Source organism: Anaeromicrobium sp., assembly GCF_025210435.1.
Taxonomy (GTDB): domain Bacteria; phylum Bacillota; class Clostridia; order Peptostreptococcales; family Thermotaleaceae; genus Anaeromicrobium.
The window spans coordinates 84,369-108,159 of record NZ_JAOART010000023.1 but is presented as its reverse complement, the minus strand read 5'-3'; the positions used below and the strand labels follow the sequence as shown (position 1 = coordinate 108,159).

29 protein-coding genes are annotated in these 23,791 nt (G+C 33.9%); all 29 read right to left on the bottom strand.

Annotated elements, in window-relative coordinates:
• Positions 1-100: 100 nt before the first annotated feature.
• The 29 genes from N4A57_RS02850 to N4A57_RS02710 all read right to left on the bottom strand — a co-directional run bounded on the left by N4A57_RS02850 (position 101) and on the right by N4A57_RS02710 (position 23,763).
• On the bottom strand, positions 101-472 hold the full coding sequence (locus tag N4A57_RS02850; RefSeq protein ID WP_293655990.1) for a hypothetical protein: 372 nt from the start codon (positions 470-472) through the stop codon (positions 101-103).
• Positions 473-530: 58 nt separating this feature from the next.
• Positions 531-788 (bottom strand): DNA-binding protein, encoded by a 258-nt coding sequence (locus N4A57_RS02845; protein ID WP_293655989.1) that lies wholly within the window; start codon positions 786-788, stop codon positions 531-533.
• A 519-nt stretch (positions 789-1,307) separates the two neighbouring features.
• Positions 1,308-2,039 (bottom strand): hypothetical protein, encoded by a 732-nt coding sequence (locus N4A57_RS02840; protein WP_293655988.1) that lies wholly within the window; start codon positions 2,037-2,039, stop codon positions 1,308-1,310.
• A 253-nt stretch (positions 2,040-2,292) separates the two neighbouring features.
• Positions 2,293-2,475: a hypothetical protein gene (locus N4A57_RS02835; protein ID WP_293655987.1), complete on the bottom strand. Its 183-nt coding sequence runs from the start codon at positions 2,473-2,475 to the stop codon at positions 2,293-2,295.
• 88 nt (positions 2,476-2,563) lie between these two features.
• Positions 2,564-2,986 (bottom strand): phage holin family protein, encoded by a 423-nt coding sequence (locus N4A57_RS02830; protein ID WP_293655985.1) that lies wholly within the window; start codon positions 2,984-2,986, stop codon positions 2,564-2,566.
• Positions 2,987-3,007: 21 nt separating this feature from the next.
• Positions 3,008-3,448, bottom strand: coding sequence for a YcbK family protein (locus tag N4A57_RS02825; protein WP_293655984.1), 441 nt, complete (start codon positions 3,446-3,448; stop codon positions 3,008-3,010).
• A 110-nt stretch (positions 3,449-3,558) separates the two neighbouring features.
• Positions 3,559-4,362, bottom strand: a complete 804-nt coding sequence (locus tag N4A57_RS02820) for a hypothetical protein (protein ID WP_293655982.1) — start codon at positions 4,360-4,362, stop codon at positions 3,559-3,561.
• A 4-nt stretch (positions 4,363-4,366) separates the two neighbouring features.
• A complete protein-coding gene (locus tag N4A57_RS02815) occupies positions 4,367-8,452 on the bottom strand; it encodes a phage tail-collar fiber domain-containing protein (protein ID WP_293655981.1) in 4,086 nt (1,361 codons plus the stop codon).
• A 2-nt stretch (positions 8,453-8,454) separates the two neighbouring features.
• Entirely contained in the window at positions 8,455-9,093 is a 639-nt protein-coding gene (locus N4A57_RS02810) for a YmfQ family protein (RefSeq protein WP_293655980.1), read from the bottom strand.
• Complete coding sequence (locus N4A57_RS02805; RefSeq protein WP_293655979.1) at positions 9,090-10,217, bottom strand: baseplate J/gp47 family protein; 1,128 nt, start codon at positions 10,215-10,217, stop codon at positions 9,090-9,092. The genes N4A57_RS02810 and N4A57_RS02805 overlap by 4 nt, the downstream gene beginning before the upstream one ends.
• 5 nt (positions 10,218-10,222) lie before the next feature.
• Entirely contained in the window at positions 10,223-10,684 is a 462-nt protein-coding gene (locus N4A57_RS02800; RefSeq protein WP_293655978.1) for a DUF2634 domain-containing protein, read from the bottom strand.
• The gene (locus N4A57_RS02795) at positions 10,684-11,088 is read right to left on the bottom strand and encodes a DUF2577 family protein (protein WP_293655977.1); all 405 of its coding nucleotides are present in this window, start codon (positions 11,086-11,088) and stop codon (positions 10,684-10,686) included. The genes N4A57_RS02800 and N4A57_RS02795 overlap by 1 nt, the downstream gene beginning before the upstream one ends.
• Positions 11,075-12,046: an XkdQ/YqbQ family protein gene (locus N4A57_RS02790; protein WP_293655976.1), complete on the bottom strand. Its 972-nt coding sequence runs from the start codon at positions 12,044-12,046 to the stop codon at positions 11,075-11,077. The genes N4A57_RS02795 and N4A57_RS02790 overlap by 14 nt, the downstream gene beginning before the upstream one ends.
• The gene (locus N4A57_RS02785; protein ID WP_293655975.1) at positions 12,047-12,703 is read right to left on the bottom strand and encodes a LysM peptidoglycan-binding domain-containing protein; all 657 of its coding nucleotides are present in this window, start codon (positions 12,701-12,703) and stop codon (positions 12,047-12,049) included.
• 146 nt (positions 12,704-12,849) lie between these two features.
• Positions 12,850-13,800, bottom strand: coding sequence for a hypothetical protein (locus N4A57_RS02780; RefSeq protein WP_293655974.1), 951 nt, complete (start codon positions 13,798-13,800; stop codon positions 12,850-12,852).
• A gap of 50 nt (positions 13,801-13,850) precedes the next feature.
• Positions 13,851-16,832 carry a phage tail tape measure protein gene (locus N4A57_RS02775; protein WP_293655973.1) on the bottom strand — a complete coding sequence of 994 codons (2,982 nt, stop codon included), beginning with the start codon at positions 16,830-16,832 and terminating at the stop codon, positions 13,851-13,853.
• Positions 16,833-16,988, bottom strand: coding sequence for a hypothetical protein (locus N4A57_RS02770; protein ID WP_293655972.1), 156 nt, complete (start codon positions 16,986-16,988; stop codon positions 16,833-16,835). It abuts the gene before it with no gap.
• Positions 16,989-17,011: 23 nt separating this feature from the next.
• Positions 17,012-17,446 (bottom strand): phage tail assembly chaperone, encoded by a 435-nt coding sequence (locus N4A57_RS02765; protein WP_293655971.1) that lies wholly within the window; start codon positions 17,444-17,446, stop codon positions 17,012-17,014.
• Between the two features lie 20 nt (positions 17,447-17,466).
• Positions 17,467-17,874: a phage tail tube protein gene (locus tag N4A57_RS02760; RefSeq protein WP_293655970.1), complete on the bottom strand. Its 408-nt coding sequence runs from the start codon at positions 17,872-17,874 to the stop codon at positions 17,467-17,469.
• Between the two features lie 10 nt (positions 17,875-17,884).
• Positions 17,885-19,315, bottom strand: a complete 1,431-nt coding sequence (locus N4A57_RS02755; RefSeq protein ID WP_293655969.1) for a phage tail sheath family protein — start codon at positions 19,313-19,315, stop codon at positions 17,885-17,887.
• 1 nt (position 19,316) lies between these two features.
• Positions 19,317-19,511, bottom strand: coding sequence for a hypothetical protein (locus N4A57_RS02750; protein WP_293655968.1), 195 nt, complete (start codon positions 19,509-19,511; stop codon positions 19,317-19,319).
• Positions 19,512-19,522: 11 nt separating this feature from the next.
• A complete protein-coding gene (locus tag N4A57_RS02745; RefSeq protein ID WP_293655967.1) occupies positions 19,523-20,344 on the bottom strand; it encodes a hypothetical protein in 822 nt (273 codons plus the stop codon).
• 2 nt (positions 20,345-20,346) lie between these two features.
• Positions 20,347-20,751, bottom strand: coding sequence for a hypothetical protein (locus tag N4A57_RS02740; protein ID WP_293655966.1), 405 nt, complete (start codon positions 20,749-20,751; stop codon positions 20,347-20,349).
• A gap of 1 nt (position 20,752) precedes the next feature.
• Positions 20,753-21,133, bottom strand: coding sequence for a hypothetical protein (locus N4A57_RS02735; protein WP_293655965.1), 381 nt, complete (start codon positions 21,131-21,133; stop codon positions 20,753-20,755).
• Positions 21,130-21,411: a hypothetical protein gene (locus tag N4A57_RS02730; RefSeq protein WP_293655963.1), complete on the bottom strand. Its 282-nt coding sequence runs from the start codon at positions 21,409-21,411 to the stop codon at positions 21,130-21,132. The genes N4A57_RS02735 and N4A57_RS02730 overlap by 4 nt, the downstream gene beginning before the upstream one ends.
• 29 nt (positions 21,412-21,440) lie before the next feature.
• On the bottom strand, positions 21,441-21,653 hold the full coding sequence (locus N4A57_RS02725) for a DUF7210 family protein (RefSeq protein ID WP_293655961.1): 213 nt from the start codon (positions 21,651-21,653) through the stop codon (positions 21,441-21,443).
• A 51-nt stretch (positions 21,654-21,704) separates the two neighbouring features.
• On the bottom strand, positions 21,705-22,742 hold the full coding sequence (locus tag N4A57_RS02720; protein WP_293655959.1) for a major capsid protein: 1,038 nt from the start codon (positions 22,740-22,742) through the stop codon (positions 21,705-21,707).
• Positions 22,743-22,754: 12 nt separating this feature from the next.
• A complete protein-coding gene (locus N4A57_RS02715; protein WP_293655958.1) occupies positions 22,755-23,105 on the bottom strand; it encodes a hypothetical protein in 351 nt (116 codons plus the stop codon).
• 16 nt (positions 23,106-23,121) lie between these two features.
• Entirely contained in the window at positions 23,122-23,763 is a 642-nt protein-coding gene (locus tag N4A57_RS02710; protein ID WP_293655957.1) for a phage scaffolding protein, read from the bottom strand.
• Positions 23,764-23,791: the final 28 nt, after the last annotated feature.

Sequence of the window (23,791 nt, the reverse complement as noted above, 5' to 3'; positions counted from 1 at the left end):
TTGACCTATTTTTCCTTTAACTACACCTATTAAACAATTTTTTAATGCATAAAAAATAGCATATTATCTAAAAACAAATCATAAGATGTTTTTGTTATTATTAATTATCATTATCATATTTGTAACATAACATTGGTGATATATTTTTATAATTTTTAAAACCACAATTTTTCCAAAATCGTTCTTTTTCAGGAAATGGAGCTACATAAATATTGGTTTTGAGATCTTGTATACAATCATAAATAAATTTTCTGCCTAATTTTTTATTTCTTTGATTTTTAACTATTTCAAAGTATTCAATAAGAAATCCATCACTATATTCTCTAATAATGATTATTCCTATATTTCCTTCATGGTTTGAAATTGTAAAGATTAGTCCAGCTTTTTTATAGAAATATGGTAACAACTCTAACTCTACCTGCTCTTTTAGCTCTTCTAATTTTTCATATGGAATTTCCACTACATCAAACATAAATTCACCTCCATTTTCATCTACTTTTCTTTGGCTCACATGAATATACTTTTTAATACTACTTTTTATATTCTTCAGTATGAAGGTATTTTTGCCTTAAATTTGCCTGCTCTTCTTTCCTTAATAATACCTCACGCTTCAAATAAATTCCTTTTTTAATTGGTTGAAGTTTTCCAGGTTTATTCATTGACGATAGTCTTTGTTGTGTTATACCTAATTCTTCCTGGACTTCTTTACTAGTTAATATTTCATCTTTTATCAGCTGAGTAAGCTCTTCTATGGAGAGTTTACCCAGCACTTCTTTTATATCTTTCACCTTATCACCCTATTTCTTTCTTAATAAATTAAGTATTAATAATGTAATTCCTAAATAGAATAGTACATCAAATACTTTATATGGAGTCAATAAATGTAATGCTTGAATAACCAACAATCCTATTAGCATAATCTTTTTATTCATAAGTTATCGCTAGATGTGATATAATAATATTAAGAGTTGGGGCTTTATAGCCCCTGGTGTTAGTCGTTTATATCTCTTCTAAGTAGTGCAATTACTATGGCAATGGTACTGACTACTTCGAATATGATATGGACGACTTTTCCTATATCATCTAGCATTTTCTCACCTCTCTTTCTTAATTACATTATACCACATCTATTGTTTTTAAACAATAGATCCGAGGGAGTATTTTCTATTTTCTCCTAAAAATCGTTCGACAAATTTTATCCAAAAACTAAAAAATACAGGAGCCCAAGCCCCTGCATTAATCACACGTTTATTACATAATAACAGACTACAAAAGTTTGTTTAAATTGAAAAAATAATTATGTAAAATTATTTTTTCTTGTATTTACGTAGCTGCATATCCATAGATATTTTAGGAATATTTATTTGTTTAAATGTACGAATTTCATTAATTACTGGCAGTATTCTCACACTTTCACCAATTAATTTTGAATAATCTTTCTTCATTTGCTGATGTATCATTCTAGTGCCTTCATAACTTAACTTACTATTTTCATATAAATCTAATAACCATTTTCCTTCATAATATTCATAATGCGGTATTCCTATTGGATTTACATTATCTAAGATAAATTTTCTAATATCCTCTCCACTTTCTTCAGTGTCATATTCCATTTGTGCATTTAATAATGATTCTGGAACATGCATGCTCCAATTTCTAGACACATTAGCCTTTATTATTAAAGCTTGCAACTCTTCTTTCAACTTATCAAATTCTATACCTATAGATTTTGATTTCTTTTCTAAAATTTTCCTGAACTTTTTATATGACATAGCTGTTTTTGTTTCATCCCCAACTAAATTCAGTAAATAGTTTTGCGTATTCATCAATTTGTCCCTATATTCCTGATAAACATTCGGTGATATTTTTACATTATGATTCTGGTCCAAACCACATATTTCTATTTCTTTCTCAAGCTGTTCTAAATATCTTTTCAATATAGTTAATTTCATCTGAACCAATATTATAAGTTCACTCAGGTAAATGATAAAATCCTCTTTTGTTTCTAGTGAAAATATTTTATGATTTTCCTTTGACATGTGTAGTCCCCCTTACTAGTTATGTATTATATTTAATTCAACATTCTGGAAAATTTATATATATTATAACATTTTTATAATTACATGTATTTGCAATAAGTTATTTATAAGTTCATTCACCTAAGTTAAGTATAGTATTTACCCAAAAACTAAAAAATCAGGGGCCTGAGCCCCTGTATTAAGTAATCCTCTAAAAATATTTTATTACATATTAAGATACTGTACATTTTTTCATTTAACCATTGATACCAATTTATATACCATCTTCATCTTCTGCATCTCGATCTCTACCATTTGGAAAAAGTAAATAATCATCCGAAAATTCTTCTTTCATTTCCTTATAAAAAGATTTTAGTTCCTTATAAGTCATCTCTTTTAGTTCATCAGGATCTTGATTCCATTCAATTAATTGATCTATCATTTCTTGCTTAGTCATTTTTAACCTCCTATTCATAACATCATTTTTATTTTTTCCATTTTCTTAATTCTTAAACTGCTATAATTAAGAAGTGTAAATGTATAATCTATAAATCTGCCTCATTGTTTACATTGTTATTTTCTTCTTTTAATTTCTTTAATGCACCTACTAGACCAGATGGTAATGGCACTCCTAAGATAGCTATGTTTTCTGTAATGCTTATTCCTTCGTTAGCTATGTAAAAATAGCCTACCATTGTTCTAAATACAGGTACTTCTTGTGGTATTGTTAAATCTAATTGGTGAGCCAATATTACAACCACGAATATCGCTGCCTTTTTTAGTAGTCCATTAAACCCAACAGAACTATCTAATTTCTTTTCCTTTGCAGACTTCATTATTCCAGTAACATAATCTAAAATAATAAGGATAGCTAATATTTTCATTACACTATCCCATCCTCCAATTAAAAGTGTTACTCCTGTAGCTCCAGCTGCCATAATGCTATTTATTATGTTCTTATAATTCATCTCAATTACCCCTTTCAATTTTTATTTATTTCTCATATTCCAAAATGCTTGCCTATCTGTTCTACTGTCTAAATGTATGAACGTATCATAAAATCCTACTCCACCTTGTACTCCATCTTCTTCACAAAGTTGATACCATTTTTCCTTTACATTATCCAAGAATTCATTTTTTCTGTCCTGTGAATACCCACTGAATTCTTTTAAAGGTAAAGCAAAATCTGTAGCTATTCCTTGCATATGTTTACTCTTTGGAGCTCCGCCTATTTTTGAATTGTAAGTAGTAGTTCTATAACCAGAGTTAATTTTCATGGTCCTTCCATACCATTCTCTAAATTTCTGTAATCTTACTATATGGCTAATAACATCCTCATTTAGAAGTACTTCTCCATTAGCCCTGCATTTAAATTCTTTGATGTTAAAATTCTTTGTTATTTGTCCATCATACACTCTAATATTAATCATATCTATGTTCCTCCATTTTTAAATTTGAGTATAAAAATAACACCTATACTTTAGGTGCTTTTAATCTTTCTTTATAGGTTTGGGTTTGGTTCTTTTTAATTGAATCATACTTAGATCACCTCCTTATATCCTATGGCATAACTAAAGGCCATTTTAGGTTTGTCTGTTGTATTTAAAAATTTAATTGTGCAGCTCTCAATAGGAGTAGATAAATCCACTATCCCATCAACGAACTTTTTACCAGCTATATATATTTCAATTCCATCATCTACATTTAGCTCTAGCAGTTTGAAAGTATCTGTTGCAGAAGCTAATTGAATGTTCTTAGTTTTTACCTGTCCTTGTGGAAGGATCTGCACAATAGCTTTTCCTGTATTAGCCTTGTGACTTTCGTCTTTCAAGTCAATATCATCTTCTGATAAAAAGATGTCTGCCAAAATATAATCCATTTCAGTTTGATTCAGAACTTCAAGATATTTAGCATTTAAAATTTCATCCAAGGTAAACTCCGTAGGCTCCTCTTTTAATCTAACGGACTTATGTAGCATATTAGGCACTATTACGGGGTCCAGTTCCTCGAATTTCGTAGGTACCTGTATAACCCTATCTACTTCGGTTATGGTCCCGTCGTCGCCTACGTGCTTCTCTACTATGTCCTTGTCCTCCCACTCTACAGCTTTTGACTTCTCTGTCACTTCGTCGTATGTCTCCTCCTGTGTTTCGGGATCTACTACGACGTTATCCTTATATAGTGGCTGGTCCTGGTCGTTCTTCTTGTGCTTAGTCCCGTCCTGGTACTCTACGACCTTCGTTACCTGTAGGTCGTCGGGAATTTCTAACGCTATAGTAAAAGGAGTAGGGGGAATATTTACCCCTACTACCTTATCAGTTTGTCTGTTTATTAGTATTTTCAAAAGTTTATACCCCCTTTATTAGTGGTCTACCTTCTATTTTAAACAGGTCAAAACTAGCATTTTCGCCTGTTTCCCTAGTTATATGGTCGTTATTAGTAGATACCCCTAAGTATAATTCCCCGTTAACTTCGTATATGCCCGTTGACATATACAGTAAATCTCTTTCATATTCAGATTGCATATAAATTTTTGCTATATCTTCATGTACATAGAAGGTTAGCGGCCTAACGCTGTTATTTGTACTAAAGTCTCCATATACAGTATTTGGAATAGCGTAAACGCCCACACTATTACTGATAATAGGGTTTTCGTAATGTATCAGCGCTCCCCTGTTATCAAATACTTTTAAGTTAGCATGTACGGGTAGTAGGTCCAGCCTAGAAATATTCGTTATACAGAATGGAGACACAAACACATTTTTAAGGCACGTAATAAAGTTACCACCCGATACGTTGAAGCCCTTACCACTTATGGTTGCGTCTAGTATACTTTTACCATCTATACAACCACCATAAGGCGTGTGGTCCCCCCATGTAATTACGCCGTCGGACTCCTCGGCCGGGAAATATGTCTCTATTTCCCTAGTTTCTTTTCTTACCAGGAGTACCCCAGCTTTTCCGTCGTCGCGGCGTGGGTTTTCTGGGACTAACATATCGTAGTCCGTTTTACCTTTTAATTCTACTTCTATATTTACGTAGTCCGTGTAAATCGTACTAGGTTTAACACCGTCGGAAGCCTTCGTACTAGCTAATAGGTGGACAAACCCATTTATATCCATACACTCGGACCACCAGGAATTAGTAGCATAGCAGGGTCTTGTAAATTTAGTAACTCCGTTTGTAGTATCTGTATCATAAGACGAACCTGGTGGAAATGCTGCCCAGTCGTCAGTACCATCCTGCCACCAGGATACATACATAATATTGTCAGTCGGGTTTTCCGCCCTTCCGTAGTATGTCACGATTATTTTATTTAAGTTGTCTTTAAGCCACTTTACCTTATCCGCCGCAGGGATAGGCCCGTATTTGTCTTCCACAATACGGATTAAATTAAAGGAGAACATTTGTTGTGGTATAGCACCGTTCGGAGCTGTTTCTAGTGTAAATAGGTTATTGTTTAGCGTTGTTACTAAGTCGTATGCAGGCGTTGTTATTACGCTATTCCACGTACCCGTAGGCGGTTGTAAGGTAGTTTGTCCATAGTTCGCCTTCATTACGTTAGGATTTTCTACAATACTTCCTTCTACCTTGCCCTTAAAATCGTCTATTACTGCCACTACTCCAGGTATAAGTTTTTTACCGTTAACCTCTCCCTGTAGGGTTTCGGTATACACTACAGGTATACCCGCCTGGCCTGATTCCATGTTCAGGCCATACCCTACTTGTAGGTCCGCGTTTACTAGGCCCGCGTTACTTCCTAGTGTGAATGTAGCCTCATTCGTACCTAGTCCCGCCCAGGTTCCAGTTACTATATATGAAACTCCTGCGCTTGAGTATCTTACTATAGGACTGGAATTACTGGCTGTTGTCTCTATTAAGTAAAATCCAACATGTGCGGCGTCAAACGCTACATTATCTACGGTAACTACATCACCGTCTATAGCTATAATTGTAGTATCTATAGACGTGCCATTAGATAAGTCGCTACCTATTACGTCTACAGTATCGCCTACAACCAGTTTAGCTACGTCGGTTACTCTGACCTGGTTACTGCTTACTATTTCCTCTATTCTAGCTAATGCCGTATTACTGTCTAGCACGCCCGAAATTAGTTCGCCAGCCATCCCCTTGACTTTCACGGTATCACCAGCCGCCCAGGTTCCAGGTGTAGCTGTTACTCCGTAGCTGTGACCGCTACCACTACCTCTAGCAATACCTATTGTAGGTTGGCTAGTTAGTGCATCGCTATGTACGTTTCTTTGTCCGCTAAACGCCGCCGTAATATCCGCGTGACCGCTTATAAAGTCCTGTGGAAGTGTAGCGAAGTCCGCACCGCGGTCTATGTTTGAGATAGAGAAGTCGGCAACTTTAGTTGCACTAGTACACGTAATTTCCAGTTTGTTTATAGTTTTTTCGTTTATGTTTGCGACAATACCTTCGTAAACGGATTCACCATTAACGTATACCGTGTACTTATCATTGCTTACGGTAATCCTTATATGGATTATTTCGTTAAACTTGTATTTACACATATTAATATCCCATGTAATACCAAAAGGTCTAAATCTAAGATAACCCGTACCAGTCGGACCACCGAAGTACATTTTCATTATATTTTCATTAGACCAATTTCCATCATTAGCATAGATAGTAAAAATATGTTCATTACTATCTGTATTAGGTGGTGTTTTAACCCACATATCCATAGTTAATTCTGTTGTGTCTATATCTGTTAGGTCATATTTAACAGTTGCTTTACCTCCTAATCCCGTAGGCATTGGCGCGTAGCCGCTTCCCTCTGTAGTATTTATTTCAGTAGGTGCGCCGCCTACTTCCGCCGTAGTAGTTCCATCTAAAGACGCATAAAACACGGTATTCGCGTCTTTAGGAGTCTTACGTACACCGTGGTACGTTTTACGCATTTGCTTCTTATCCTTCGTTTGAAGTTCTCCGCGTAGTAATTTGTCAAAACTCTGCTCTAGGAGTTGATTATAATTGACTCCTGTTAAGCTTACTTTGTGGCGTAGGTCTATAATGTCCCTTTCGTCTATTACGTCACAGTGTAGACTATCGGGTCTTTGCGCTCCGCCTATTTTATAATCATGAGATATAGCCCCTATCGTAGACGTATATACGTTAGTTACAGTTATTAAGTTATTACCGTCTAAGCGGTCTACCCTCATTACGTCTAAGCCTTCCATAGTTTCTAATATGTCGCCTACAGCTAATTTGTCGTAATTACTATTTACTGTTATCTGTGACGATTGGCTGGGTGCTACTTCTTCGGGTCTTGTGACACTTACAGGTATGAAGTTTGGCGCCCCTCCTGGGTTCACATCACTATACGACGCCGTGTTCCTGCGTTTTACGCGAAACAGTGGTACGGCATACACGTAGCCGTCGGTCGTGCCTAATATAGTCTTACTGTCATGGTCGCCTAGTCCTGCTACATAAAGTCCTACGTCGTCTCCTGCTATTCGTTGCGAATAATTTCTCATAGCTTGGTGGACAAAAGTCTGTATGTTCCACGCTTGACTCTCTCCTGTATCTACAACCTCCATAGGCTCTGAATTTGCGCCCTGTGCCGTAATTTTCGGGTTGATTACTAAACTACTTCCCGACACAATATTGCTAGATACGAAACCCTCGGGGTATTTATCGAAATCTACCCCCTCAACTACCCTTATACGGTGCTTAATCTCAGTTTTTCCGCTTGCGTTTTTCTGTTTGTAAACTTCTAAAAATACGAAGTCGTCACGCTCGCCTGTAACTGGTGGTAGTGGTAATACTATGTCCTGCCCAGGTAAGTTTATAATCTCTCCATTTATATGATACGTGTCTGCTGGAAGTATAATCTTGTTAGGTTCCATTGTAAATTCTAACTGCTTAAAACCTATAACCCCACTAGGTATTGAAGCTCTCATCAAATCTTGTGTTTGCTTTGCCTTAATTTCTAAATTATCTTCTACAACTTGAATGTCTTTTTTAGTAGCTAATATAACTGTAGGATCTATCTTTAATGTTACACTAGATGAGTTAGAAACTTCTAATATCATCTTTATTATTAGATCCTTAGAACTTCCATCTTGTATTTTGGGCTTATATGTTTCAGGATACTTTCCAATGGCAATAAGATTTCCTTCACCATCTAATATTGCAGCTTCTCTAATCATAAATCCACCTATATCAGATGGAATAACAGTTGTAATTACTATCCAATTAGGATTTTCCTCATCTGTAGTTATTGAGTTGATATTTCCACGCCAAACTTCATTTCTTACATTCTCACTTTCTTCTGTAGGATCATAATAAGAACCTCCACTATCCCCAACTACTAATGTTGTTAAATCTATCTTGGTTCCAAATGCATTGGCATTAGCTATTCTAGCCTTACCAATTTGGGTTAATATGGTATAAAATTGTTCTGCCAAACCTATCCCTCCTTCTTAGGATATATTGTTATGTCTTCTGAGCCAGTACTACTGGCCATAGCTATATTTATTTGTCCTTTGGATTCTATATCTTTAGGTGTCCATGGGTACACAGTTATTTCTTCGCCAGTTCTCATAAAGGTTGCAAAGTATATATCCATGTTGCTTATAGATACTAATTTATACTTCACTGATAAATGAGAAGGTTTAATTTTTTTCACTCTTTTATATAAATCATCTAAGCTATTAGGGAATCCTTCACTTCCTAATAATTTAATTTCAAATGTATGAGGTGCTATGTTCTCGATTATTTCTATTTCTGCCCCAGTATAATTTTTAAGTATCATGGCCATTCGTTCTGGATTAATGGTGTACTTACTTTGCATTTTTGCTATTACTCTTCTTCTTCTTTTTTCTATATCTTCACTTAGATTAGTTGACAATCCTAATCGTAATTCCCAAAATATTAGTCCCCATGTAGCTGTCTGTGGAAAAAGTTGTAGCAAAATATCTTCCGCTAATTCATCTGCATTATCCCATTCAGTCCCTATCGACTCAAATATTGCTTTTGCTACTTCACTTTGTCCATAGATAGGTGATACATAAGAGATCATATCTCTTCCTTTAGGTGAATTAATCATATGCTATTCACCTCTCCAACTGTAGCTACCTGATCTATGAGTTCAATGTTGATTGTTCCATTATTAATAGTAAGGTTATTGAAATCTTTAAGACCTTCCTTTTGAAGTATCATGGATCCGGCAATAGTATCTATAACTTTATAAATTATGGTGCCACCTACATCAATTCCACCTAGATATGCATTTACTTTATCCTTCAGATTATTTAATACCTCTTCAGTATTAAAACCATCTTCAAATTCAAAATGAGCTCGTATATCTATATTTAATACACTTGGAGCAGTTACAGTTACTATGGCACCTATAGGAGCCTTTCCTCCTCGATTTTGTCCTTTGGGGACTATTGGTGCAATATACTTTTGTACTTCACCTATGAGTTCTGGTACTGCTGGTTGCCCATTTTTGTCTAATATTAATACCTTAACTGTTCCAGCACCATCCCATTCTGATATTACATAAGCAAATCCTACACCAGGTACTTGCTTTGCCCATTTCACATAGTCTTCATCATTTCCGCTTGAATCTTCATCTTGTTCTTCTTCTATAACTCTATCTCTATAATGTTCTTCATCCTCTATTTCAGTACCACCCTTAAACTCTTCTTCATTTGTAATGCTTTTTATACCATTTATAGGAGTAATAAGTACTGTTATGGTATTAGGTAATACATTTCCTACAGTTCCTTCTTGGAGACATTTTGCATTAATATAAGCTATCCCTGTATCATCTATTGCCTCAGTTTCTGTGAATTCAAATTCTATACTTTCTTTTTTATCTGTGGCGGGAATACCTACTATCTTACCTTTTTCCACTACTGTTCCAAACTTACCCTTTACTTTTATTACCCCTGTGGATTTAGTTGCTGGATTCTTAAATACACCTTTACATTCTCCTAGATATTCTAGCCATAGACCATATGAAGTTTGTGGAAATGCCAGCCTTAAAATATTTTGTAACTTTAGTTGAATAAGTTCTGCTTTTTCTTCTGCAGTAGGTCTAGTATTATCCCAAAAGAAATCACCTTCAATAGTACTTATACCAGGTGGAGCTTTTTCTAACATCCTCTTATGTATAATATCAGCATCCTCTTCTAAAAAACCTGGCATAGGTAAATCTTTTTCCAATTGTATCACCTCACTTTCACACTATTCTCTAGCATAAACCTTTCACCATCTATGGTTATGACCTCATATTCATAGAAAACTTCTTCCTTACTATCAGACCATTTAAATACAAAGTTAGTAATTTCTCTAGTTCTTGGATGCACTATGAGTGTTTCTTCTGTCATTCTCTTTATTTCAAGTTCTATGGCATCCTTAGAAAGTAAGGTCCCTATAAGCTTATTAAACTCTTGTCCATATAGATCACTATAGGCTAGTTTATATCTTGGAGAATACATTGTCTTATTACACCACTGTACATAAGCTTCTAGATCATTTGATTTTGCTATTGTTCCATCTGGATTTTTTACAAACTCACCCTTTTCAAAGTCAAATAAATAAGAACCCTTAAATTCTAAAGGTTCTTCCAAATCTTCTATGCTTTTCTCTTCATATTCAAATTCCATGTTTTGTGGGAATAAATTAGGCACTATACCACTCTCCCTAACACAACAAAATCAACTCCACCATTAACTAAAGCTACCAATACCCTATCACCTACTTTCAAAACATCCTCGAACTGAAGCTCTATAAAATTATGTTTATAGCTTGTGTAAAGAGGAACTTTATCGTCTGTATCTAGGTAGTCATTTTCAGTCTTATCCCCTAGATCCCTCTGAGCCATTTCTTCATGAGTTAATGTTACAATTCGCTTGTGTTGTCTTGTTACATACTCTGATAATAGACAGGATACTTCATACTTAAAATTATCAAGTTTTACCTTTCTTTCTCCCGTCATAGTCCCTAGTTCTAATCCAACAGTTTCAGAAGTACGCTTTGCAGCATTATTTGAAGATCCTTTAATTTCTCTCACAATCTCATTAAATATTTCCATTGTAAAATCTCCTTCTTATTTGATCATAGTTTTCCAAGGTAAGACTCATACGACCAGGATTCCCTAGTTTATGAGTAACTTCTGAAACAAAAATTTCAAATCCATTTAACTTCACCTTATCCCCTGCTCTTATAGAATTTATATCAATTCCTGTTGTGGTTATACTTCCAGTACCAGGACTAAACATATTATTGGCTCTGCTTTTTGCATCTGCAGCACTTTTAATTTTTTCATCCTGTATAATCTTTTGTACAGTTCCATATTTATCTGCATCTTTTTTATAAATTCCAATCACAGGCGTTTTTATATCTTTTTCTTCTTTACCTAGTACTTTTACTTGTGTTACAGTTCCATCTAAAGAACTTTTTTGATTTACTTCTTCTATAATGTTTGATATATCCCATACCTTTTTATTACTACCTACCTTGATTAAATCTAAATTTCCTTTCATCTGATATATATAAAGTTCTCCACCTTTTTGAGCTGTTTCTTGAAGATCCTTTAACATAATCCCATATATAGATTCACTTCTATAAACAGCCTTTGATAAAGGTATTATGGTATTTTCAAAACTTCCTATAGGTATACCCCAATCACTACAAAGTTTTTTTGCTCTTTGAGTTGCTGGTTGTCCTGCTGGAAATAAATATTCATCCTCTGATTCTTCTAAATATACCGTTCTTTCTTTGCAAATAATTCTTCCTGCTTTTCTGATTCTTCTATCTGTATCCTTCTCCCAGATAATCCCCTTAAATACTGATTCTAATTCTTTCGTCTCAAAATTCGTTTCAAGTATTTCAATGGCATCCCCTTTATCTATTCCTATCTTATCAAGCTCATCTGTTATTGTAAGTTGTATGGTCGCTGTATAAGCAATTGTGTCTATTGCCTCACTAAGCTGTATCCCTTCATTTAAATTGTCTATTTTATATTTATCTTTAAATATGAGAATAGCCATTTAAATCACCAACTTTTGACCTGGATAAATACGATTAGGATCTTTACCAATAACTTTTTTATTTTTACTATATATTTCTGACCATCTAGAACCATCTTTCAATGTTTTTTTTGCTATCTTATATAATGAATCCTTTGGCTTAACAGTATAAGTTTTAGATGAATAATTAATTATAGATCTATTTCTTTTTAGCTGTTTATTTCGGTCACTGCCTGAAGTTTTCTTTACAGCTGAAACTACAGTTTCAATTTTTAATTCTCTCCACATTCTAAAATTTAAAGTTATATATTTATCGCCTGTTTCTCCTGCTCTTTCTTCTTCATGTATAGTGACAATATTAACTAGCTCATTAAAACCAAAATCTGTAACAATAAGTCTTAACGGTTCCTTTTGGTTCATCCATTTCTCTAACTTTTGCATGGTTTTTATAGGTTTAGGGATATCGGAGTACTTACAATAAGTATCATATTTAGCAGGTAATAATGTATCCATGGTCAATTCTTTTATCTTTTTACCCTTATCACTAAAATCAACTTCCCCAAAGTCAATAATATCTACTGTTTCATACCTTTTATTTCTGTTTACAGTTATGAAAAATGGATTTACAGGAAAATGAAGAGTACTTTTTTCTTTGTCGTTTATAAGATATACATCCATGCAATCACCTGCCTTTATTAATGTTTTGAATAATTACAAAGCTATAATAAGAATTATAAAAGACCACAAAATTGTGGTCTTTCGATAAGCTTACTACATACTGTTCAATATAGAAACATCTTCAGTTTAAGAATTGCTCATTAATTTTATTCTCCTGCAATATCCATAATATAAAATTCATCATTTTTATATTCATATGAATATTTAACACTTCTGCTGTTGTATTCATCCTCCCAAAATATTGCCGCTTCACTTATATCTGTTATTCCTAACTCTGCTACTTTGGCAACTAAATCATCTGAATACATTCTCATAATTTTATTTCCTGTTTCACGACTATTTTTTATATCAAATTTAATATATACAAGAGCTATATAATCATCAGACGTATCTGTCCCTAAATTTTCATTTATGGTTATGCTACTAAGTTTAGCATTTGTATAATCTTCACTATAAAACTTGTCTCTTATAGTAGTTTCTATCTCAGATTCGCGATCCACTTTTCTTTTACTTTCTTTTTCTTTATCCGTTATTGATTTATTCTCACCTTTTGTTTCCTTTGTATTTTCTATTTCAATTTTTGTATTATTAACCTTTTCAATGCTCGTTGCAACTATTCTAATTGATCCGTCTTTTGCAGTTTCTGCATCTACAATACCATAAATTTTAACTATGTCACCATCTTTTAACTTGATGTTCCCATCTTTTCCTATAAAAGCTGGAACATTTGCAATATGATATATCCCATACCCATCGCCTTCCTTTTGTGAAAGTAAGAAAGAAGGAACTACATCCATAACATTTTCATAGTCTACACAAGAAATCTCACCCTCTGCAAATACTGGTAACTTAGCATTTTCTTTTGTATGCCCATTTAGTTTTATAAAATCTGCTTTAACAGCCTCTTCCTTTATATTTATTTCTTTTTTATGATTAGTCATAACTTGTTGATTTGACTTACCGTTCCCATCCGTTTCATTCTTAGTAATAACCAATTCTTCATTTTCATAGACCTCTTGAGATTTTTTTTCGCTTCCCATGTTTACAAATGATAGAAATGCAACAGCAATTAAAATCATGAAAAATGCATTTTTCATAATACCCCTCCCTTTCTGTTATATTATACCAAATCGAGAAGGGCATTATATTACCTTTTTATATTCTTAAATGCCTCTCTTAATTTATAAGCTACCTGCTTTACTGTTTCATCTATTATTCCATCTATATCAACATCCGAATCAAATTCATTTTGTACATCAATATCTCCAACATTCACACTAATACCACCAACACCTGCTACAGTAGGTCTTGCAACTGAAAATTGTTGTTTTTGAACACCATCTACTTCTGAATTTTCTCTAAGCATATCACTTAATAATTTCTTTGATTTTCTATGATTCAAAACTTTTTCGCCCCCATTGAATAAACGATGTTGCCGAGAAGTTACAATCTCAAAACCATGTTCTGCAACTTGATGAATTCCTGATGTTGCATAATTTGTTCCATTTGCATAATCTTTCTCAAGTCTAATATTAGGAATGGAACCTGGTCCTGTATAATTCCCTAACCCTTTATTACTTTGTTTCTCAAAAGCACTATTAATTGATTGAGTTACGCTTATAAACTGCTCTTTAGCAGTTAACTTATAGAACTCTTTAGCCTTTTCTATCATTGCGTCAAAGTTACTTAGTATCTGACCAGTTTCCCAATCAACTTCCGTAACATGTTCTTTTGCCTGTTGTTTGGCTTGCTCTACAACTCTAGAATGCATTTCTTCAGCCCTACTTGCTACCTCATCCTTTTGTCTTGTAGCTTCTTGTATTATCCAATCTGCAGTACTTTCGTTCTTTTCTCCTCCTAAAGATCTCATCATAGCTGCTAGCTTCATTCTTGTATCAAACTCCTGTTGTGCTGCTGCTATTGTTTTTTCTTTTTGCTCTAATGAATTTTTAACAACATCTGCTGCTTGTTGAGCAGTTAGTATACTTGCATTAGCTCTCATTTTTTCAAGTATCGCCGCATGTTCAGCTTCAGTTTCACTCATGATTTGTATAGCAGCGCTAGACATTTCTGACTTAATTCTTAATATTTCATTATACTCTTCCTGTTTTATTTTCCTATTTTCAGCCGCTGCATTTGAATAAATTTCTTCAATTCTAGTCATTCCATTATTTATTATTTCTTCCTTTGATTTGAAAGCTTCTTCTGTAGTAGCAATTAACTGTTGTTTTTCTTCATCACTTACTCCTTTTGAATTAGAAATCATTTTTTGCAATGTGGACATACTCTTATTCTTAGTTTCATCTAATTTAGTTGTAATTTGAGTTGCCATAGCATTAAAGTTATTAACTACAGTATCCTTCATTTCTTGAGTGACTTTAGCTCCACTCCATTGTATTTGATTCAAACTAGTAGTCGCTTTTCTCTCTAGTTCCAAATATGCTCCAATAGCTTTTTTTGTTGCTCTAGATGTTTCTTCACCAAATAATTCAACCTTTGGAATAGCATCCTTTTTCAAGTGTGTATATAACTTTATCCCAGCTATTGTTGCAGCTCCTATTCCAAGTACCCAAGGATTTAATAATAATGTTCCTGATCTTGCTGCTATTCCAAATCCGCTTATACTGCCTGTTGCTACTTCGGCTGATGTTGCAACTGCCGTGGTGGCTTCTGCTGCTACAGTAGCACCTTTGAATAATCCAAAGAAAGAGCCTACTCCAGATCCTAATTTCATTAATCCTGATATACCCATTGTAATTCCATTAACAGTTTTTAAGAAAGGTCCCATTGCTAAAGTACCAACTGTTATTCCTAATATGAATTTTTTAGTTGCTGGACTCAATTCACTAAATCCATGTGCTAAATTAGATATTGTATCCACTACTGCAATTATTCCTTTTGTTATGTCAGGAATCTTATCCGTAAACCATGTCACAAATTCTTTTGCATATGGTGCCAATCTTTCTCCTAGCTCAATTTTCATTCCTTCTACTGCACTTTTAAGTATGGTAAATTGCCCACCTAAGCTATCAAGTTTAGTATTGGCCATTTCTTTTGCTGCACCATCAGCACTTTCAAGCATATCTATATATGTATCAAATTTCTCAGTACTTGTATTAAGTACAGCCAACATACCACTCATGGCTTCCTGTCCAAATATACTGGCCACAGCCTGTTGTCTTTCTTGCTGAGTTAATTTAGACATTTTCTTTCTCATATCATCCATAATAGAATTGAAAGGCTTAATTTTACCATGGGAATCTGCTATACTTATTCCTAATTTATCTAACCATTTTGATGCCATTCTAGGTGGTTTTGCAAGCCTAGTTAATGCTCCTCTTAAAGCATTACCTGCCATTGAACCCTTAATCCCTGCATTTGCCATCATAGCTAGTGCAGTAGTAGTTTCTTCTGCACTCATTCCAAAAGCGGTGGCAGGTGATGCTGCATATTTAAAAGATTCACCTAACATTTGAACATTTGTATTAGCGGTACTCGAAGCCTTAGCCATAACATCTGACAAATGTGTGGTATCTTTAGCTTTTAGTCCAAAAGCTGTAATTGCATCTGATACAATATCTGAGGTCGTCGCTAGATCAGTACCACTTGCGGCTGCTAAATCTAAAAGACCAGGCATAGCTTTTATAATCTGATTTGTTTTAAATCCTGCCATTGCTAAGTAATTCATGCCATCTGAGGCTTCTTTAGCACTAAATGCCGTGGTGGCACCTAATTGTTTTGCATTACCCCACAACTGTTCAAATTCTTGCGTTGTTGCTTGGCTAGTAGCTTGAACATTTTTCATTCCCTGTTCAAAGTCCATGAAAGTTTTCAGAGTAGAACCTACTCCTAAACCACCAACTAATACTGCTCCTGCCGTGGCCACTGCTAGCAATTTGCTTCTAGCAACTTTTGAAAATTTGGATATTTTTGATTCCACTCTATCCAAAGGTCTACTTAATCTATCTCTTAACCTTACAGATGGACTTGCTCTTATCCTATTAAGTCTCCGTAATCTTCTCTCTGACTGTTCAGTGTATCTATCTAAAGACCTTAATCTTCTTCTAGATTGTTCATCACCTGATACTCCAACATTTATATCTAATCTATATATTTCCCTTTGGGCCAACTATCTCGCCCCCTTTTGAGCTTTAGCTTTCTCTGCTGCTCTTTTTTCTTCTTGAATTTCATAATCAGAAAAAGCGAGGAGTAATTTCCTCGCCATATCACTTCTAGACATAACAAAGTCGGGGTCCATATCGTGCTTTACAAATAAATTATACAAAGCAGTAATTTGGCCACCCCGACTTATAAGTTTTTTATTTCTTCTAGATCATTATCAAAAGCACTTAATTCTAGTACCTTATCTGCCATAGCAGACGTTTCTCCCGCAAGGAATTTTTTTCTGATTACTTGCCTACCATCTGAAGCTTTAAGCGCATCTAGTAACTTCTTATCATTCCAATTAGGTTTTACAGTTGCAACTTCTATTAATGCAGCGTTAAATTCTTCATCATCAAGTTCTTTAACCCTTTTTCCTCTTTCCTTTCTAGTATAAGTACATTCTCTCTTTATTCTGTTTATTTCTTTTTCTGAAAGCCCTTTAAGAGTTATTGGTATTCCTAACCTATCAATTAGGTATGTAGCTTCTGGTGCTTCTGTAGGCTCCATAAGCTTTGCAATTATATTTTCCTCAGTCATATTTAATATTTCTTCTTCAGTTATTCTTTTATTATTTTCCATTTTAAATCACTCCTAATTTTTTATTTTACTTCAATTTTGTCTACTAATTCATACCCTTCAAATGTGAAAGGGGTTTCTTCTTCTACAAGCTCATTAGCTTTTAAGTTCACAAGCTGTATTTTATCGGCCATACAGTTTTTAAGCCTTATTCTTTCATGTCCATAAGCTTCAGGGTCTTCTAATGCTGTAATAACTTCAAACCTTTCAAATCCTTGTTGAATCATTTTAGAAGTTACTTTATATCCTCGTATAGATCCTGTCCCTTTATAGTTACCCTGCTTATATCTAACCCATGTATCACCTAATACATTTACTTCTTTTTTATCTAATTCCACATCAGCAGTACAATCTGTAAGATTCGTTTGCCATTCTCCATCTATAAGTATCTTTCCTCTTGAACCATGTATAGTTCTTGATGCATCTAACATATTCTCCCTCCTATCTTATATAGCCTGTTCCAAAGATTTTCTTCATGACATTTACATATCTAGCATCCCATTTCCAGAAGAATTCATCATTAGCTGCATTCTTTTGTAATTCTTCATCAATTTCTACAGTAAAATCATCATCTATTAATTCTCCAGCATTTAAGACTTCAAAATATTGTTTAAGCGCTGCTAAGATTGCTAACTGGCCATTTCTATTATTTAATACTTTTCCTACATACTGTCTATTGCCTGTAAATGCAGTATCTTCATCCACGGCATCCATGAACTTAATAGCTCTTAAATATCCCCATGTCTCATTTTGGTCTTGGCCATAAGTCTTAAGAGTATTTACATCGTCCTCAATCACCACAGCTCCATCATCATATCTAAGTACAATAGTTCCAGATAATAAGGCACTTTCAATTTCTTCATCTGTTAAATGCTTAGTAACATCTTGAAATACTGTAGTGGCATTGCATAAACATTCTTTTAGGTCCTGACCTTCTCCTAAGGCAGCTATATAACATGCGGTTTCAGCAGGTGTGTATTCTATTCCATCCAAAATTCCCCCTACACCACCTACATAGTGTATTGCTTCATGATTATAACTCTTTGATTTGTTATTAGCTTGTACTAATGTTTCATCTGAATTTCCACCAAAATAAGTTCTAATTTTCTTGCCATTTCTTCTATTTCTTTCAACCCAAGCCTTTACACTTGTATGAAGTGCTGAATCAGTTATCCCATCAAGTGCAAATCCATTAAATTTATGACCTTCAAAGGCATTCATAGCTCCAATGTAATGTTCATTAGTTATTGTGGCTACACCATCATTACCACCTGTAAGAGTTTGATTTGCTACACTTGCTAAATTTCCATTTCCATCATTCACTTTAGTAGCTTCGAGCCATTTATTTTCTGAATTACTGTTAATGGCAACAGCTATTTCCTCTATAGTTCCTGAAAGTCCAGAAAATACATATAACTGTCTAGCTTCTTCAAATAAAACTATATCTACTTTGGTACCATCAACTATGTTAGGTTTGACGGTTATATTAAAATCTCTAGTTGTAGGATACTTACTTTCTAATTTAAGTACATCAACTGGCGTATCAGCTGTTGTATCTTTAAGGGTTGTAGTAGCCTTTTTCTCTTGTCCATCTACAAGTCTATATAGTAATAATTGTTTTGGCTGACCTAGTAGAACTAATCTACCTAGTTTATATGCAGTATAATTCATATCAACTCCAAAGCAATCCATCAAATCTTTTTCTGATGTGATAATTACTACTTTTTTAGAAGGACCCCAGTTTGCCTTCACAGGCATTGCCACAATTCCTCGTTTACCCATTTGGATTCTTGCTAAAGCTACAGCTTTAAATCGATTATAAAACCCTGGTCGTATTGGCTTATCAGTTTCACTCCAATATCCTCCTGCCATATTATTTCACCTTCCTTTTTAAGAAACTTTTAACTTTGGCCTTAAATTCTGTTTTAGTAATTTCTTTTTCTTCACAATTAAATAAAGCGCCAACTGCTACATCTTTCTTATAGCCTGTTAACGCTTCACAATTCTCTATTAATTCCTCTATAGGATATTTTGCTTCTTCAATTGGTTTTGTATCGCCTTTAGCCATATTGCTCCTCCTTATTCTATGTTTCCTCTACTATAAATCTTTTCTATAGTAGGAGTATGATCTTCTATCATTTGCCTTCTACTAAATATTACAGTAAGTTGTCCTATACCTAGCATATCTGCAGTTCTATCTTCTTTAATACTCTCTATGGTAAGATATCTTCTATCTTCTAAGTCCAAAGGTACTTTCAACTCTGTTATGAGCTTATTTTCTAGGATATCAAGCAACTGTTCTATCTCACTTCTATTCTTACTTACTACATGACATCTCATAGTTTTAGATATTTTAAATAAAGCTCCATTTATAGGCTCTTTCTCTACTGTAGTGGTTCTCCAAAGTATAGAAGGTACCTGGAAGTTTTTTCTCCAGTAATCTCTATACACAGACATATTAGTTAACACTTCTGTATAAAGACTCAATGCCTCTACCCATGGATCTCCTGTTGACTCTTCCTCCTCATGTAATGCTATAACTGAAAAACTTAGTCCTCTAGCAATTGCATTCCAATCTTCATCAATCACATCCTGGCCTATAGCTCCACTAAACATGCATGTATAAGACTGCTGAGTATTGGGGTCTGTTATAGTCTGCATATCTAATGCCTCTATAACCCCTTTCATTAAGCTGTCTAACTTTTGAAAAGTTGTTCGCTTTTCATATAGCCATATTTCTATAGTTCTTCTAAATGACGTAGGAGTGTTTTCCTCATTGTCAGCCCCCTGAACTATTACTGCATATGGTTTCATTGTCTTTTTATCAGGTACAGTAGGTTCATAGCAACCTTTAAGGTCCTGAATACTACTCAATAGTTTTTCTCTTATTCCTGCTCTCATTTTTAATCACTCCAATAGTCTGTTATCCTTTGTATCACTAAAGGTTTATTATTCTTCAAAGTATTTTCTATGGTTTTAAAACCTTTTGTACCAGGATGATGAACTTGTTTAACTGGATGTGCTGCACCTTTCCAATAAAGAGCTTTTTTATTTTTAGGTTTTATTATATGTGGCTTAGATCCTTCTTCTAATATTTCTCCATAGTCAACTCCATGGGATAGATATATAGAGTATAGATTAGGACCACCTTCAACTCCACCTTTTAAACCTTGCCTGGCATTAGATGTTCTATCTTTCCAATTAGCATTATGCTTTGCTTGTCCTTCTAAGTCTCTAGAAATAAGATTACATAAAACATGCATGCCGGCTTTTTTTCTAGCTATATGGTTTAAAACTTCAAAGGACATATTAGTCAATCCTCTCTAGTTCACATTCATAACCACAAATTATTTCTTTCACTACTATTGGATAAACAGCCTTTATTTTCATATGGCCTTCTATACAATTAAATTCAATAGATTTTTTAGGATTAACCTGTAAATTAGAAGTATAATCAGCAACCATATTATATTTTTTACTTGAATAAGAAGTACCTATCTTATCACTACTAACTTGCACTTCACTACTTTTAAAAGGATATATCACTACTTTAATTTTGGATGATACTTCTTCTTCATCAAAGTACCCATCCTTTTCTACCTTTATTATTTGTTCTATTTCAATTTCAGTAGGATTAACATCTATAGCTCTAATAACTTGTTGCTTAATTCTTTCAGGATTTAAACTCATTGGCCATCAGCTCTTCTCATACTAGTATTGTAATTATATACTTTGGGAGGCTTGAAATTTTCAGCTAAAGACAGCCAGTATTCTCTATTTGATTGTGTTTTAATAGGACCAATATTAACACCATCATCCGCTTGTGCTTTCATAATGCATCCTTGATAACTAGCTTTTTTCATATCATTATCATTATTTTCTAAAAGCATTTGTAATTCTGCCTCTGTAAAATAAGGATATTGTCTTTCTTGAAGATTGAACTTCAGAATTTCTATACTATTACCCATGGTGAAACCTCCCTAGTAAACTTATACTATTATTCATCATTTTCGTTGTTAGTATCACCTTCATCATTAGGCTCCCCTAGATCATCTTCAATGTTTTCTAGAAGTTTCACTATTCCTCTTTCTGTTAATTCTTTAATATCCTTAGTTTTTACTTTAAATTTTTCACCTATCTTTTTAACTTCTTTATCATATTTCAGATTAACTAATGCTTCAACTTCTACAATTCTTTTCTTTCCAGCCATTTTCATCATCCTTTCTATTCATAATAAAAAGAGAAGGGAAAATCCCCTCTCCTATGCTACTGTTGCAAAGAAACATTCATCTGCTTTATCAAATGAAGGTATAACTATTTGAGATACCTTAGTGTCAACTGCAACTGGATCTTCTTTTACCATAGTAGTAATTGCTATACCTGTCTTTATAACTTGAGTATCCAATTTACCACTACCATATTCGCTATCAAACTCTTCAGGAGTAACTGCATATATTGTTTGTCCAAGGGTTCCCTTTGGAATTAATGTTACTAAATTATCTTCATAGAAATTCATAGTCTGACCTTCTTCATTTACAAAAACACCATTTAAGAAAGCAATTTCTAAGCCCAATTTTTTCTTTAGGAATGATATATAATCTTCATCCGTTAGAATTACCTCACCTAGCACTCTTGCTTTTAAATCCTTAGTTATTGCTGTGTTTTGAGTTATATAACCAAAAGTTTTTTCTGTCAATAACATTCTAGTTGGCTTTTCTAACCCCTCTTCTGTAAATACCTTTTGCCATCTTTTTATATCTCCAACTATATCTGCTGTCGGATCACTCCATGCAGCTGACCCTGTTAAAACTTCTTTATGATTAGCTGGTATTTTGTAATCTACAACTACATCCCCATCATTCGTAGTTACATTTATTTCACCCTTTTGCATTAATTGTGCCCTCATTCTAGTAGCTTGTATATCAGCACCAGCGACTAAATTGGCGTAATTTTCAAATACATTTTTCACTAAAAACTCAACTAGATTTTGATTATTAGAGCTCTTAGCAATTATCAAATCTCTTCTATCCTTTTCTTTTATTCCTATAGCTTCCTTAAAGAAAGGCATTTCTTTCTTTTCTATAGATACATCAGCTTTTAAAGCTCTAACCTTAACCGCTGTGTCAAAAGTGGATAGTCTTAATGCTACTGGTCTTTGCTTTGCTCCCTTTGCAAGTTCTATTTCTGGTGATAGCTGTTTAGTTTTTGGGAATAGTGCTTCATCAATATTTACCTGAGGTGGTAGGTTCTTAATATACAAAGCAATTTCTTTTGAGTTTATAAAATCTTTTAAATCCATATTATCACTCTCCTATAAAAATTTAATCATGTTCATTGCTGTTATAGCTTCTGCAGTTAAATCTTCACTGCTGTATTCTTTTAGCCTAGCTTTATTTACAAAGCCATGAATCATTACTGGCAATATTTCAGTTCCCATGGAGTCGTTAAAATCTACATCAGCAAAAGTAACTCCATGTGAAGTTGTTCCATTTGCTGGTCTACCTGTAGAATCAACTGCAGTACCTGCTGGTAAAACCCCTTCAACTAATTTTGCCTGAACATCTGTTTTAGCAACCTTAATATTAATGTTTACATAGTGATCTCCTGCAATTTCTCTAATGTCTTTCTGTTGTGTGAATATTGTTCTTGAACTTTGTCTCATCTTTTATACCTCCTTCTTATTTAAAAAAACTATTTAATGTTTCACTTGCTTTAGTAGCTTCAGCCTTTTCTGCTGCTAATTTTTCGCCCAAACTTTTTGGTTCTTTATCATTTGTATTAGTAGATGAAGATATATTGCTCCCTATGGTCCCGGTTCCTCCTTCCTGTCTCTCTTCAAACAAGTAAGAATCAGACTCTTTTACTTTTTCCATCTGCTCTTTTAACCCTATTAAGTCATTTCCATCAAGCTTAATATTTTCTAAATTTAAAAGAGCTTTAACTGCCTTAGGGTTCTTCACCTTAGCATCAGTTAAAGCTCTATCTAAAGCATAATTAAAATCTTTTTCTTTTAACTTAGCTTCATAATCTTCAGTAACTTTTTTATTTTCACCTTTGAGTTTTTCAATTTCTTTTGTAAGATCTTCATTGCCCTCTGCTTTTCCCTTTAAATCTTCAAGTTGCTTATCTCTATCCTTTAATTGCTTCTTGTAATCTCTTATAGTAGAATTAGCATCATTCAATTTAGATTTTTCTACATACTTGGATTCCTCCTTCGAGTCAACTAAAAGCACATTTTCATTATCTGCTTTGATTTTTTCAAAGGCCTTTTGACCTTCCTCATCTCCTAAAATTTTTTTAAGATATTCTAATAATCCCATTGTTTTGTGCCTCCTTAATTTTTTCCAT